Source organism: Microbacterium sp. NPDC089188 (assembly GCF_040685155.1).
GTDB lineage: Bacteria > Actinomycetota > Actinomycetes > Actinomycetales > Microbacteriaceae > Microbacterium > Microbacterium galbum.
The window spans coordinates 1,043,420-1,057,525 of record NZ_JBFBHH010000001.1 but is presented as its reverse complement, the minus strand read 5'-3'; the positions used below and the strand labels follow the sequence as shown (position 1 = coordinate 1,057,525).

At 70.4% G+C, this 14,106-nt stretch carries 9 protein-coding genes; 1 reads left to right on the top strand and 8 read right to left on the bottom strand.

Features of this window, described 5'->3' with window-relative positions; all coding sequences use genetic code 11:
* Nucleotides 1–12: 12 nt before the first annotated feature.
* The 3 genes from AB0N80_RS04815 to AB0N80_RS04805 all read right to left on the bottom strand — a co-directional run bounded on the left by AB0N80_RS04815 (nt 13) and on the right by AB0N80_RS04805 (nt 2,416).
* On the bottom strand, nt 13–675 hold the full coding sequence (locus AB0N80_RS04815; RefSeq protein WP_363577870.1) for a spermidine/putrescine ABC transporter substrate-binding protein: 663 nt from the start codon (nt 673–675) through the stop codon (nt 13–15).
* Nucleotides 676–798: 123 nt separating this feature from the next.
* Complete coding sequence (locus tag AB0N80_RS04810; protein WP_363577868.1) at nt 799–1,281, bottom strand: hypothetical protein; 483 nt, start codon at nt 1,279–1,281, stop codon at nt 799–801.
* 16 nt (nt 1,282–1,297) lie between these two features.
* Nucleotides 1,298–2,416, bottom strand: coding sequence for an ABC transporter (locus AB0N80_RS04805; RefSeq protein ID WP_363577866.1), 1,119 nt, complete (start codon nt 2,414–2,416; stop codon nt 1,298–1,300).
* 118 nt (nt 2,417–2,534) lie between these two features.
* Between AB0N80_RS04805 and AB0N80_RS04800 the strand changes: the two genes are divergently transcribed.
* Nucleotides 2,535–3,119, top strand: coding sequence for a hypothetical protein (locus AB0N80_RS04800; protein WP_315993660.1), 585 nt, complete (start codon nt 2,535–2,537; stop codon nt 3,117–3,119).
* A gap of 18 nt (nt 3,120–3,137) precedes the next feature.
* Here the strand turns inward: AB0N80_RS04800 and AB0N80_RS04795 are convergent, their stop codons facing one another.
* The 5 genes from AB0N80_RS04795 to AB0N80_RS04775 all read right to left on the bottom strand — a co-directional run bounded on the left by AB0N80_RS04795 (nt 3,138) and on the right by AB0N80_RS04775 (nt 14,036).
* Nucleotides 3,138–3,737 carry a hypothetical protein gene (locus AB0N80_RS04795; protein ID WP_315993661.1) on the bottom strand — a complete coding sequence of 200 codons (600 nt, stop codon included), beginning with the start codon at nt 3,735–3,737 and terminating at the stop codon, nt 3,138–3,140.
* A 251-nt stretch (nt 3,738–3,988) separates the two neighbouring features.
* Entirely contained in the window at nt 3,989–7,864 is a 3,876-nt protein-coding gene (rpoC, locus tag AB0N80_RS04790; RefSeq protein WP_315993662.1) for a DNA-directed RNA polymerase subunit beta', read from the bottom strand.
* Between the two features lie 56 nt (nt 7,865–7,920).
* Entirely contained in the window at nt 7,921–11,418 is a 3,498-nt protein-coding gene (locus tag AB0N80_RS04785) for a DNA-directed RNA polymerase subunit beta (protein WP_315993663.1), read from the bottom strand.
* 273 nt (nt 11,419–11,691) lie between these two features.
* Complete coding sequence (locus tag AB0N80_RS04780) at nt 11,692–13,290, bottom strand: urea amidolyase family protein (RefSeq protein WP_315993664.1); 1,599 nt, start codon at nt 13,288–13,290, stop codon at nt 11,692–11,694.
* The gene (locus AB0N80_RS04775; protein WP_363577864.1) at nt 13,284–14,036 is read right to left on the bottom strand and encodes a 5-oxoprolinase subunit PxpA; all 753 of its coding nucleotides are present in this window, start codon (nt 14,034–14,036) and stop codon (nt 13,284–13,286) included. The genes AB0N80_RS04780 and AB0N80_RS04775 overlap by 7 nt, the downstream gene beginning before the upstream one ends.
* Between the last annotated feature and the right edge of the window lie 70 nt (nt 14,037–14,106).

Here is a 14,106-nt window from a genome sequence, read left to right as displayed (position 1 = left end):
CACCGAGCGCGCTCAGGATGCCGGGGCGTCGGGCTCGCGCGGATCGAACGGCGCGTCGAGGGAGCGGGTGAGGTCGTCGAGCAGCGCTGCGATCTGCGGCTCGACGTACTCCGCCACGGCCGCCTGGATGCGCAGGCGATGGTGCAGGAGGAGCGTGCACACCTCCCGCCCGATCATGTTCGCGTAGTCGTCGGCCAGACCGACCTCCTGCCGCAGCGCCGCCTTGGCGGCATCCGACAGGGGCGGGAGGGCCGGGATCTCGGCGTCCTCCTCCGCGGCGAGACCCGAGAGGGTGAAGAGGAAGGGCGACCCGGGTTCGGGGTCGGGGTCCAGCGGCATCCCGTCGAACTCCGGTTCGAGCCCCTCGGCGGGCCGATACGAGCGGCGGCGATTGCGCTCGGCCTGCTGATCGAGCTCGGCCTGCAGCATCGGGAGGTTGCGCGAGGTGTAGTCGGCGACGGCGTGGTCGACGATGCCCTTCACGCGCGTCGAGAGACCGTGCTGCACCCCGTGCGGAACGTCGGAGCCCAGGCCCGCGGCGGACAGGACCGGCGAGCCGAAGCACCGGCGACACGGGGCGACGCGACCGCGATGGTTCGCGGGCTCCCAGCGCGGCAGCCATCGCAGCCAGGCATCCACGGCCTGGCTGACCTGACTCTCGAGCGACCGCTCCACGGCGCCTACGTTAGTGCGACACGCCCGGGCACGTGGGGATGCCACGGCGCGGAGGCACCAGGACGTCCGCGCGGAGGCGCCAGGACGTCCGTACAGGAGTGCCGGATCGGCCGCGCGTGATCATCAGGGGGCGTCCTCGTCGTCCTCCCACCGCCATCGGGGCCCCTCGGATCGGGTCCGGCACAGGAACACCCCGAGAAGGCCGGCGAGCAGCCCGGCCGCCGCGATCACGGGCCCGGGAAAGCCCAGCACGACGCTCCCGGCAGCGGCGAGACCGCGTGCCGGGTCCGCTCCGCTGACGACCGCGCCGACGACGATCCCTGCGGCCTCGCCGACGAAAGCCGCGATGGCGCACGGAACCGCGGTGAGGTATCCCGGCGGGTCCGCACGCAGGCCCCACAGGAGCACCCCGGCGAACAGGGCGAGAGCGGCGACCTGCCCGATGACGCCGGGGATCGAGCCGAGCCCGCGGACGGGGATGACGTCGGCGTCCAACGCGAGGCTCGCCACCCCGAGCCCGCCGATCGAGAGGGCGATGAAGGTGACCGCCGCGAAGACGACCGCGACCGGCGGGGTGACCCCCGCCGGTCGCGGCGCGTTCGTCATGGCATCCGTGTCGATCTCAGCGCTGCGAGAGCTGAGGACCGGCCTCGAGCGTGCGCTCGTACTCGCGCTGCGCTTCGGCGTTGATCTCGGTCACGCGGCGACCCCGTGCCGAGACCCAGGCGCCGAACCAGATGGTGAGCTCGCGCCCCAGCACGAAGGCCACGATCGCCAGCGGCGCGAGGACGTTGTTCTGCAGCAGGTCGAGCGACTCGCTCGAGGTGATGCGCCAGAAGGGGGCGGCGAACAGCACGCCCAGAAGGTGCCCCGCCCAGGCGATGACGCCGACGACCAGACCCCACACCACCCAGTGACCCCAGCGACCCCGGTTGATGAGGGCGCCCAGGAACCAGAAGCCGAGGAAGAACGCCACGGTCGGCACCCACAGGCCCGCGGTGGCGAGCGCCGCCAGCGCCTCGCCTCCGAGCTCCGAGACGCCGAAGGCGCCGGTCAGCAGGCCGAGGCCGAGCGTCGCCGCAAGGTAGAGCACCGCGAAGACGACGGCGGCGAGCAGGCCGATCGCGCCGGCGGCGCCGCGGTTGCCGCGCGGACGCGGCGCCTCGGGAGCCTGCACGAAGATGGGCTGCGGTGCCCCGACGGCACGGGTGGGCTCGTCGGCGACGGGCGTCGCGGTCGTGGCGGACGCGCCCGCGGCGGTCCCTGCGACCCCCGCGGCGACGGCCGGTGCGACCGTCGTCGGCGCGTCGTCGTGACGGGGCGCCTCGGTCTCGGCGGTCGCGTATCGTGCGGTGGGCGCGTCGTGCTCGGGTTCGGCCGACGCGGCGTAGGCGGCCCAGCGTGCGTCCTCGTCGTCCAGATCGACGGATGACGTGCGCCCGGCGGCGGCGGAGACCTGGGGCTCGACGGGAGACGCATCGTGCACGACCGGAGCCGTGTGCTCGCTCCGGGCGTCGCGCAGTGCGGCGGCCTCGTCGCGCTCGTGCGCCTCGCGCTCGTCCCAGGCGGCCTGGGCCGCGTCGCTGTCGACGGCGTCGCGCTGCGCGGCCTCGGCGTCGGCGAGGCCCTCGTGGGCGCGCCCGACCACGTCGTGCGCGTCGTCACGGGGCTCGGCGACGGGGTCTCCGTACGAGTTCGTGGGCTCAGCGACGGGGTCGCCGTGCGGCTGGTGGTCGCTCATGGGGTCTCCTCACGCGGTGCTTGCGCCGCAAGGCTAACCCGCGCCCGGCGTGTCACCCGGAAGGCGTGCCGTGGATGTGCGTCTCGCCTGAGTCCGATGAGACGCCTAGGCTGAACGCATGCCCGGTCGCCTGACTCGCACGGCCCTCGTCGCCGCGATCGTCGGCGCGGCCGCGCTCGGCACGACGGCGTGCGCGCCCTCGGCCGACGAGGCGTCTCCGCAGGAGTCGGCGCCGGTCGTCTCGACCAGTCCCACCCCGATCCCCACCATCACGCAGACCGCGACGGCCGTGCGCATCCCCGCGGACTGCCGCGCGATGCTCTCCGCCGACGTCCTCTCGCAGCTCGGGACGGTGCCGCTCAACGACCCCTCGCTGGGGCCGTCCGGCGTGCAGTCGGACGGATCGCTGATCTGCATCTGGCGCGACCCCGCCGCCGACACCACGAGTCTGATGACGACCATCTCGCGCGTGGACCGCGGCCCCGCCCTCGACATGCTCAACGACCTGGTGACCACCCAGGGCTTCAGCTGCTACACGCCCGATGAGGGCACCCGCTGCGAGAAGACCTGGATCAACGACACCTACCCCGTCAACGACGGTCGCACCCTCTTCTGGCGCGACGACGTGCTGGTCGACACCCAGTACTCCAACCTCGCCCCGACCGGCTACACCGCGAGCATCATCTCCTCGGTGTTCGGCTGATCGCGCGACGGCCTGCGCTCACTCCCCGAAGAACGCGTGGGATGCCACGGTCGCGGCGTACGCGTCCGGCATCCAGCCCGTGAGGGTCGACGAGACCCAGCGATCCCCGCGCAGGTCGTGGACCTCGAGGACGTCGCCGGTCGCGCGTTCGCAGTGCGTGACATCGCCGTCGGCCGCGCAGCCGAATCCCTGCGCGGCGAGCGTCGCCTGCGCCGCGGCCGCCCCCTCGGGCGTGACCGTCGAGACGGTCGTCTCCACGAAACGCCCGTCGACGCCGCGCCAGTGGCAGGTGACGACGACGGTGGGACTCGCGGCCGCCACCGCCTCGGGGGTCGAGAGCGGGGCGGTGCGGCGCTGCCACAGCAACGCCTCGGGCGACCACACCAGGGACGACCACAGGGGCTGAGAGTAGAGGTGGCGGCAGTCGCCCGCGGGCTCCGCGGCAGGGGCCGCGGTGGCCGTCGGCGTATCGGTCGTCGCGCGCAGGGTGTCGCCCACGAAGCTCACGGCGGTCGGGATGCCGGGCGCGGCGAGGATCCCCAGCGCCGCCACGGCCGCGGCGCAGAAGATGCCGGCCGGCCATGCCAACCACAGGCTGCGTCCACCGATTCGGGCCATGGGTTCCTCCGCATCCACGGTAGGCGCACACCCCCGGCGCACCCTCCTCTCGACACGCCGCGTCCCGGTCCCGACACCCGCGCGACACGCCGTCGGCACGACGCGACACCGGCGCCGTCCACGTGAGACGCTCCGCACGCACGACGAAGGCCCCCGGCGCGAGCCGGGGGCCTTCGGGGTGATCGGGATGCCGCGCCGAGGCGTGGCATCCGTCGATCAGGGTGGAGCCGGCGAGCGGCTCCACCCCGCGATCAGTTGTAGGTGCCGGGCGTGAAGTCGTCCGTCGAGAAGCTGTCGAAGTCGACGTAGCTCAGGTCGGCGTCGGAGTACGCACCGTCGGACGCGAAGATGCGGTTGGGGTACCGCTCGCTCTTCGCCTCTTCCGTCGCCTCGACCGTGACGTTGCGGTACTTCGCAAGACCGGTTCCGGCGGGGATGAGCTTTCCGATGATGACGTTCTCCTTGAGGCCGACGAGCGGGTCGCTCTTGCCCTCCATGGCCGCCTGCGTCAGGACGCGGGTGGTCTCCTGGAACGACGCGGCCGACAGCCACGACTCGGTCGCCAGCGACGCCTTGGTGATACCCATCAGCTCGGGACGACCCGACGCGGGGCGCTTGCCCTCGCCGACCGTCTCGCGGTTGATGGTCTGGTAGCGCTTGAAGTCCACCATCTCACCGGGCAGCAGGTCGGTGTCGCCGTGGTCGACGACGGTGACCTTGCGCAGCATCTGTCGGACGATGACCTCGATGTGCTTGTCGTGGATCGGCACACCCTGCGAGCGGTACACGCCCTGGACGCCGTTGACGAGGTACTTCTGCACCTCGCGGGCACCCTGCACGCGCATGACCTCCTTGGGGTCGAGCGTTCCGACCTGGAGGGGCTCACCCACCGAGACGTGCTGGCCGTCCTCGACCAGGAGCGTCGCGCGCTTCAGGACGGGGTAGACCACCGGCTCGTCGCCGTTGTCGGGCGTGAGGATGACCTTCTTGGCCTTGTCGGTCTCGTCGATCGTGATGCGACCGTCGGCCTCGGCGATCGGGGACGCACCCTTGGGGGTACGCGCCTCGAACAGCTCCTGCACGCGGGGCAGACCCTGCGTGATGTCGTCGGCCGACGCGGAACCACCGGTGTGGAAGGTACGCATCGTCAGCTGGGTACCGGGCTCACCGATCGACTGGGCCGCGATGATGCCGACGGCCTCGCCGATGTCGACGATCTTTCCGGTCGCGAGCGAACGGCCGTAGCACTTCGCGCAGACACCGACGGCCGAGTCGCAGGTCAGCACGGAGCGGACCTTGATCGTCTCGACGCCACCGGCGACCAGCTTGTCGATGAGCACGTCGCCCACGTCGTCGCCGGCCTCGGCCAGCACGGTGCCCTGCGCGTCGACGACCGCCGTGGCGAGCGTGCGGGCGAACACCGAGTTCTCGACGTTGGCGTCCTTGACCAGCGAACCGGTCGAGTCGGCCGCGGCGATCGGGAGCTCGAGGCCCTTCGACGTGCCGCAGTCCTCCTCGCGGATGATGACATCCTGCGAGACGTCGACGAGACGACGCGTCAGGTACCCCGAGTCGGCCGTACGGAGGGCCGTGTCGGCCAGACCCTTACGGGCACCGTGCGTCGCGATGAAGTACTCCGCGACCGACAGACCCTCGCGGTACGAGGAGATGATCGGACGCGGGATGATCTCACCCTTGGGGTTGTTCACCAGGCCGCGCATACCCGCGATGTTGCGGATCTGCAGCCAGTTACCACGGGCGCCCGACGAGACCATGCGGTTGATGGTGTTGTCGGCGGGGAAGTTGTCCCGCATCGCCTTCTGGACCTCGTCGGTCGCCTCGGTCCAGATCTTGATGAGCTCCTGACGACGCTCGGCGTCGGTGGTGAGACCCTTCTCGTACTGGCCCTGGACCTTCGCGGCCTGCTTCTCGTAGCCCGCGACGATCTCCGCCTTGTTCGGCGGGGTGAGGATGTCGCTCAGCGCCACGGTGACACCCGAACGGGTGGCCCAGTAGAAACCAGCGTCCTTGATGCGGTCGAGCGATGCAGCGACCTCCACCTTGGGGTACTCCTCGGCGAGCTTGTTGACGATCTGCGACAGCTTGCCCTTGTCGGCCTGCTCGCGAACGAACGGGTAGCCCTTGGGGAGCGTGTCGTTGAAGATCGCCTGGCCGAGCGAGGCGTCGACGAGACCGTGGGTCTCGTAGCCCTCGGGCGCCTGACCCTCGAGGAACGTCAGTCCGGGGATGCGGATGCGCGCCTTGGCCTGCAGGTCGAGGGTGCCCTCGTCCTTGGCCAGGATCGCCTCGCCCACCGAACCGAACGCACGGCCCTCGCCCACAGCACCCTCCTTGAGGGTGGTGAGGTGGTGCAGACCGATGATCATGTCCTGCGAGGGCAGGGTCACCGGGCGGCCGTCCGACGGCTTGAGGATGTTGTTCGAGGCGAGCATCAGCACGCGGGCCTCGGCCTGGGCCTCGACCGACAGGGGCAGGTGAACGGCCATCTGGTCACCGTCGAAGTCGGCGTTGAACGCCGCGCACACGAGCGGGTGCAGCTGGATCGCCTTGCCCTCGACGAGCTGGGGCTCGAACGCCTGGATGCCGAGACGGTGCAGGGTGGGTGCACGGTTCAGCAGCACGGGGCGCTCGCGGATGATCTCCTCGAGCACGTCCCAGACCTCGGGACGGTAGCGCTCGACGGCGCGCTTGGCGGCCTTGATGTTCTGCGAGTGACCGAGGTCGATCAGGCGCTTGATCACGAACGGCTTGAACAGCTCGAGAGCCATCTGCTTGGGCAGACCGCACTGGTGGAGCTTGAGCTGGGGTCCGACGATGATGACGGAACGGCCCGAGTAGTCCACGCGCTTTCCGAGCAGGTTCTGGCGGAAGCGACCCTGCTTTCCCTTGAGCATGTCGCTCAGGGACTTCAGGGCGCGGTTGCCGGTACCGGTGACGGGGCGACCGCGGCGGCCGTTGTCGAACAGCGCGTCGACGGCCTCCTGCAGCATGCGCTTCTCGTTGTTGACGATGATCTCGGGGGCACCGAGGTCGATCAGGCGACGGAGGCGGTTGTTGCGGTTGATCACGCGACGGTAGAGGTCGTTCAGGTCGGAGGTCGCGAAGCGGCCACCGTCGAGCTGCACCATCGGACGAAGCTCCGGCGGGATCACCGGGACGACGTCGAGCACCATCGAGGCCGGCGACATGCCGGTCTGCAGGAACGAGTTGACGACCTTCAGGCGCTTGATCGCGCGGATCTTGCGCTGACCCTTGCCCTCGGAGATCTGCAGGTGAAGGCTATCGGCCTCGGCCTGCAGGTCGAAGGTCTCCAGGCGACGCTTGATCGACTCCGCGCCCATGTGGGCCTCGAAGTACTGGCCGAAGCGGTCCTGGAGCTCGTGGAACACGTCGTCCTCGGGCTTCAGGGCGCCGACCTCGAGCGTGCGGAAGTCCTCCCACACGCGCTCGAGCTTGGCGATCTGCTCGTCCGCGTTCTTGCGGGCCGCCGTCATGTCCTTCTCGGCGGCGTCCTTGACCTTCTTCTTCTGGTCGGCCTTGGCACCCTCCGCCTCGAGAGCGGCGAGCTCCTCCTCGAGCTTGGCGAGGCGAGCGGCGACGCGGGCGTCGCGGCGGTCGCCGAGCGTCTTCAGCTCGAGACGGATGTTGTTCTCCTGCGTGGCCAGGTCGCGGTGACGAGCATCCTCGTCGACCGAGATGACCATGTAGGCGGCGAAGTAGATGACCTTCTCGAGGTCCTTCGGCGCCATGTCGAGCAGGTAGCCGAGGCGCGAGGGCACGCCCTTGAAGTACCAGATGTGCGTGACGGGCGCGGCGAGCTCGATGTGGCCCATGCGCTCACGGCGGACCGAGGACTTGGTGACCTCGACGCCGCAGCGCTCGCAGACGATGCCCTTGAAGCGGACGCGCTTGTACTTGCCGCAGGCGCACTCCCAGTCGCGGGAGGGTCCGAAGATCTGCTCGCCGAAGAGGCCGTCCTTCTCGGGCTTCAGCGTGCGGTAGTTGATCGTCTCGGGCTTCTTGACCTCACCGAAGGACCAACGACGGATGTCGTCGGCGGTGGCCAGACCGATACGGATCTGATCGAAAGTGGTTGATTCGAGCACTGGTTCTCCTGTGTCGGAATTCTCTGAAATCTGAGCTGGGTCGCTGAGCTGGAAGCTCAGATCTCGTCGATCGACGAGGACTCGAAGCGGCTGGAGATGTTGATGCCGAGCTCCTCCGCGGCGCGGAAGGCGTCGTCATCCGTGTCGCGCAGGTTGACGGCGGTGCCGTCGGCCGAGAGGACCTCGACGTTCAGGCAGAGCGACTGCATCTCCTTCATGAGCACCTTGAAGGACTCGGGGATGCCGGGCTCCTGGATGTTCTCGCCCTTGACGATGGCCTCGTACACCTTGACGCGGCCGAGGATGTCGTCGGACTTGATCGTGAGGAGCTCCTGCAGCGCGTACGCGGCACCGTAGGCCTCGAGCGCCCACACCTCCATCTCACCGAAGCGCTGGCCACCGAACTGGGCCTTACCGCCGAGCGGCTGCTGGGTGATCATCGAGTAGGGACCCGTCGAACGCGCGTGGATCTTGTCGTCGACCAGGTGGTGCAGCTTCAGGATGTACATGTAGCCGACCGAGATGGGCGCCGGGAACGGCTCGCCGGAGCGGCCGTCGAACAGCAGCGTCTTGCCCGAGGAGTCGACCATGCGGTCGCCGTCACGGTTGGGGATCGTCGAGTCGAGCAGACCCGCGATCTCCGCCTCGAAGGCGCCGTCGAACACCGGGGTCGCGACCTTCGTGCCGGGGGCGGCCTCGCGAGCCGACTCGGGCAGCTGGGCGGCCCACTCCGGGGTGCCCTCGACCTTCCAGCCCTGCTGGGCGATCCAGCCGAGGTGGAGCTCCAGGACCTGACCGAAGTTCATTCGACCGGGGATGCCGAGCGGGTTGAGGATGATGTCGACCGGCGTGCCGTCGGGCAGGAAGGGCATGTCCTCGATCGGGAGGATCTTGGCGATGACGCCCTTGTTGCCGTGGCGGCCGGCGAGCTTGTCGCCCTCGGTGATCTTGCGCTTCTGGGCGATGTAGACCACGACGCGGCGGTTGACGCCCGAGCCGAGCTCGTCGTCGCCGTCTTCGGCGTTGAACTCCTTGACCGCGATGATCGTGCCCTGCTCGCCGTGGGGCACCTTCAGCGAGGTGTCACGGACTTCGCGGCTCTTCTCGTTGAAGATCGCGCGGAGCAGGCGCTCCTCGGCGCTGAGCTCGGTCTCGCCCTTGGGCGTGACCTTGCCGACGAGGATGTCGCCGGGACGCACCTCGGCGCCGATGCGGATGATGCCGCGGTCGTCGAGGTCCTTCAGCAGGTCGGGGCTGACGTTGGGGAGGTCACGGGTGATCTCCTCCTTGCCGAGCTTGGTGTCGCGCGCGTCGACCTCGTACTCCTCGATGTGGATCGACGACAGCGTGTCGTCCTTCACGAGGTCCTGGCTGAGGATGATCGCGTCCTCGAAGTTGTGACCCTCCCACGTCATGAACGCCACGAGGAGGTTCTTGCCGAGGGCGAGCTCGCCGTTCTCGGTCGCGGGACCGTCGGCGATGACCTCGCCGGCCTCGATGCGCTCACCCGCGGAGACGACCACGCGCTGGTTGTAGGACGTGCCCTGGTTGGAGCGGTCGAACTTGCGGAGGAAGTAGTCCTGCGTTCCGCCCTCGTCGAGCTGGATGGTCACGACGTCGGCCGAGACCTCCAGGACGACACCCGACTTGTCGGCGGTGACGACGTCACCGGCGTCGATCGCGGCGAAGCCCTCCATACCGGTACCGACGACGGGCGACTCGCTGCGCACGAGCGGCACGGCCTGGCGCTGCATGTTCGCACCCATGAGGGCGCGGTTGGCGTCGTCGTGCTCGAGGAACGGGATGAGCGAGGTCGCCACCGACACCATCTGGCGCGGCGAGACGTCCATGTAGCCGATCTCGTCGACGGGGAACAGGTCGACCTCGCCACCCTGACCGCGGCGGGCCAGGATGCGGTCCTCCACGAAGTGACCGTCGGCCTGCAGGGCCACACCGGCCTGGGCGACGATGTGGTCGCTCTCCTCGCTGGCGGTGAGGTAGTCGATCGTGTCGGTCACACGGCCGTCGACGACGCGGCGGTACGGCGTCTCGATGAAGCCGAACGCGTTGATGCGGGCGAACGAGGCCAGCGAGCCGATCAGACCGATGTTCGGGCCTTCCGGGGTCTCGATGGGGCACATGCGGCCGTAGTGCGAGGGGTGGACGTCACGGACCTCGACGCCGGCGCGCTCACGCGACAGACCGCCGGGGCCCAGGGCCGACAGGCGGCGCTTGTGGGTCAGACCCGCGAGCGGGTTGTTCTGGTCCATGAACTGCGACAGCTGCGACGTTCCGAAGAACTCCTTGATCGCGGCGACGACGGGGCGCACGTTGATCAGGGTCTGCGGCGTGATCGCCTCGATGTCCTGCGTGGTCATGCGCTCGCGGACGACGCGCTCCATGCGCGACAGACCGGTGCGGACCTGGTTCTGGATGAGCTCGCCGACGGCGCGGATGCGACGGTTGCCGAAGTTGTCGATGTCGTCGGTGTCGAGGCGGATCTCCGCGGCCTGGCCGTTGCGGGTGCCGTCGAACGTGACGTCACCGCGGTGCAGGCGGACGAGGTACTTGATGGTCGCGACGATGTCGTCGACGGTCAGCACCGAGTCGCTCAGCGGCTTGTCGAGACCGAGCTTCTGGTTGATCTTGTAGCGACCCACCTTGGCCAGGTCGTAGCGCTTGGCGTTGAAGTAGAAGTTGTCGAGCAGCGCGCGCGCGGCCTCGGCGGCGACCTGCTCGCCCGGACGCAGCTTGCGGTAGATGTCGCGGAGGGCGTCTTCCTTGGTGAGGATCGTGTCCTTCGACAGCGTCTCTTCGATCGAGTCGAAGCCGCTGAACTCGGCGAGGATGTCTTCGCTGGTCAGGCCGAGGGCCTTGAGGAAGACGGTGACCGACTGCTTGCGCTTGCGGTCGATGCGCACGCCGACCTGGTCGCGCTTGTCGATCTCGAACTCGAGCCAGGCACCGCGCGAGGGGATGACACGGGCCGAGACGATGTCCTTGTCGGAGGTCTTGTCGGGCGTCTTGTCGAAGTAGACACCGGGCGAGCGGACGAGCTGCGACACGACGACACGCTCGGTGCCGTTGATGATGAACGTGCCCTTGTCGGTCTGGAGCGGGAAGTCGCCCATGAAGACCGTCTGCGTCTTGATCTCACCGGTCTGGTGGTTCATGAACTCGGCCTCGACGTACAGCGGGGCGGCGTAGGTCTTGCCGCGCTCCTTGCACTCTTCGATCGAGTACTTCTCGGGCTCGAGGTACGGGTTCGTGAACGAGAGCTGCATGGTCTCGCTCAGGTCTTCGATCGGGGAGATCTCCTCGAAGATCTCCTCCAGACCGCTGATCTCGGGCACGTCGGTGCGACCGGCGGCCTGGGCCTCGGCGACGCGCGCCTTCCAGGCCTCGTTACCGACGAGCCAGTCGAACGACTCGGTCTGCAGCGCGAGCAGATCGGGAACGGTCAGCTTGTCGGAGATCTTCGCGAACGAGAGGCGGGATGCTCCGCGTCCGCTCTTCGGGGTGGTGGTGGTGGATGCGTTGCTCGCAGCAGCCAAGGGAATAACCTCCAGAAGCCCGGGCGAGGGGCTCGTGATTCCTTGTCGTCAGGTGGAGTGCGTTCCTGCCCCGATAACCTGCTCGTCGCACACCGCGGTGAGGCGGGGACGGGCAGGCTCAGCCGACCACCATATGAGGGCAGGGGGAATCGAGGAGCGCAAAGTCCAAGCATACGCGGCAGGACTCGCCGTGTCCAGTCGAATTCTTGACGCGTCTGCGGACCTGCGGTATAACCGCGTGCGCCTGTCGCCCATTCCCTCTCGGGCCCGCCCTCAGACGCGCCGGAACCGCACGCGATCGCCCGGTCTCACCTGCGCCAGCGCATCCAACGCGGCATCCGTCACCACGGCGATCACGGGATAACCACCGGTGACGGGGCCATCGGCCAGCAGGACGACGGGGCGGCCGTGCGGAGGCACCTGGATCGCCCCCGGACGCATCCCTTCGCTGGGCAGCTCGTCGTGTCGACCGCGGTCGAGGGCGGGGCCGTCGAGACGGACGCCGACGCGATCCACGTCGCTCGAGACGCTCCAGGGGGTGTCGAGAAGCGTCGCCCATGCGTCGGCCGCGAACCAGTCGGAACGGGGACCCTCCGCGACGGCGACCTCGTGCAGCGAGGGAGGAACCGTCCAGGGGAAGGCGTCGACCACGGGAACGGCGGATGCCGCGGACCCGGCATGCAGCACATCGCCCGCGTGCACGGGAGCGGGGCCGAGCCCCGCCAGCACGTCGCGCGCTCGCGAGCCCAGAGCGGCCGGGGCGGCGATCCCCCCGCGGACGGCGAGGTAGGCCCGCAGCCCCGCACGAGCGGACCCGAGGCGCACCTCGGCCCCGACGGGAACGAACTGGGGCGCGTAGGCGTCCACCGCGCGGCCGTCGACGACGACGTCGACCAGGGCTCCGGTCACGCACACCCACGCGTCGCGCTCGGCGCGGGCGACGAAGCCGCCGAGGGCGATCTCGAGACCGGCGGCCGCCTCGTCGTTGCCGACCAGGCGGTTGGCCACGCGCAGCGCCCGCCGATCGAGGGCCCCCGAGCGCGCGACACCGAGGGCGGCGCGACCGGCGCGGCCGAGGTCCTGCACGGTGGTGAACGCGCCGGGGTGGAGGACGCGGAGGGCGGGGCGGGCGTCGGCGGTCGCGACAGCTGCGGAGGGGGCTGAGCCCGTCGCCGCCTCCGGAGGCGGCGGCGCGGCGAGGGGTCCGGCGGCGACGCGCTCGCGCTCCGGGACGAAACGCACGCGCGCTCGCGGGGGCAGCAGCACCGGCGTGGCGGCATCCGGATCGAAGAGCACCGCGTCGGTCGAACCGATCAGCCGCCAGCCTCCCGGGGTCTCACGCGGATAGGCCCCGCTGAAGGCGCCCGCGATCCCCACGGCCCCGGCCGGCACGCGGGTGCGCGGCTGCGCCAGGCGCGGCACGTCGTGGCGCCACTCGTCGCTGACGAGGTAGGCGAACCCCGGGGCGAAGCCCGTGAAGGCCACCGTCCATTCCACCCCCGCGTGCCGGGCCACGAGATCGCCCGCGGGGATGCCCAGCAGCGCGGCGGTCTCGTCGAGATCGGCGCCGTCGTAGCGCACCCGCACCTCGACGAGAGGGCCGGGCGGCGCGGCTCCGGCGGGCGAGAGGGCGGCGCGGCGGATCCACTCCTCGACCGCCGCGCGACCGATGCGGCGCGGGTCGAACGCGACGAGGACGGTGCGCGCGGCCGGGACCAGCTCCTCCACGCCCGCGGGCGGCGCGACGGCGAGGGCCGCGTGCAGGGCCACGACACCGGCGAGGTCGGCGACCTCGGCCAACACGGCCCGCTCCCCCATGGGCCGCAGGGTGACGGATGCCGCGCGATCGGCATCCCCCGAGGACGTCACCACGGAGCGCGCACCGCGACACCGGCGTCGTCGAGAGCGATGCGCACCGCCCGCGCCATCTCGACCGCGGCGGGGCTGTCGCCGTGCAGGCAGAGGGAGGCCGCGTCGACCGGGAGGGAGGTGCCGTCGACGGCGTCGACCACTCCCTCGCGCACCAGCCGCAGCGCGCGCTCCGCCACCCGGGCGGGGTCGTCGAGCAGGGCTCCCGGGGTCCCGCGCGGGACGAGCGCGCCGTCGCGGGTGTAACCGCGGTCGAGAAAGGCCTCGCGCGCGAAAGGAAGTCCCGCGGATACCGCAGCCTCGGCGATCGCCCCCGACAGACCGAGCACGGGCAGGGGCCGACCGAGGCGGGCGGAGTGGTCGGCGACGGCGGCGACGACCGCGGCCGCCTGCCCCGCGTCGTCGATCACCGCGTGGTACAGCGCGCCGTGGGGTTTGACGTAGCGCAGCTCGGCACCCGCCGCGGCGAGCGCGTCGAGCTGCGCCGCGATGCTCGCGCGAAGGTCGGCGGGGGCGGGGTCGCGGCGCACGCGGCCGAAGTTGTCGCGGTCGTCGTACGAGGGGTGCGCTCCGACGGCGACGCCGAAGCGGCGGGCCCGCTCGACGGAGGCCCGCATCGAGGCGGCGTCGCCCGCGTGCGCGCCGCAGGCGACGTTGGCGCTCGACACCACGGCGAACATCGCCTCGTCGTCGGCGGTCGGCATCCCGCCGACCGTCTCGCCGAGGTCGGCGTTGAGGTCCACCTGCATGCTGCCACGGTAGCGGCGGGGCGGCCGGGGCGGTGCCGCGCCCCTCACCGGAACACGGGATGCCCCGAGA

Coding starts and splice junctions, on each gene's coding strand:
- AB0N80_RS04810 (WP_363577868.1), bottom strand. CDS start 1,281: ATGACGAACGCGCCGCGACCGGCGGGGGTCACCCCGCCGGTCGCGGTC.
- AB0N80_RS04805 (WP_363577866.1), bottom strand. CDS start 2,416: ATGAGCGACCACCAGCCGCACGGCGACCCCGTCGCTGAGCCCACGAAC.
- AB0N80_RS04800 (WP_315993660.1), top strand. CDS start 2,535: ATGCCCGGTCGCCTGACTCGCACGGCCCTCGTCGCCGCGATCGTCGGC.
- AB0N80_RS04795 (WP_315993661.1), bottom strand. CDS start 3,737: ATGGCCCGAATCGGTGGACGCAGCCTGTGGTTGGCATGGCCGGCCGGC.
- AB0N80_RS04775 (WP_363577864.1), bottom strand. CDS start 14,036: ATGCAGGTGGACCTCAACGCCGACCTCGGCGAGACGGTCGGCGGGATG.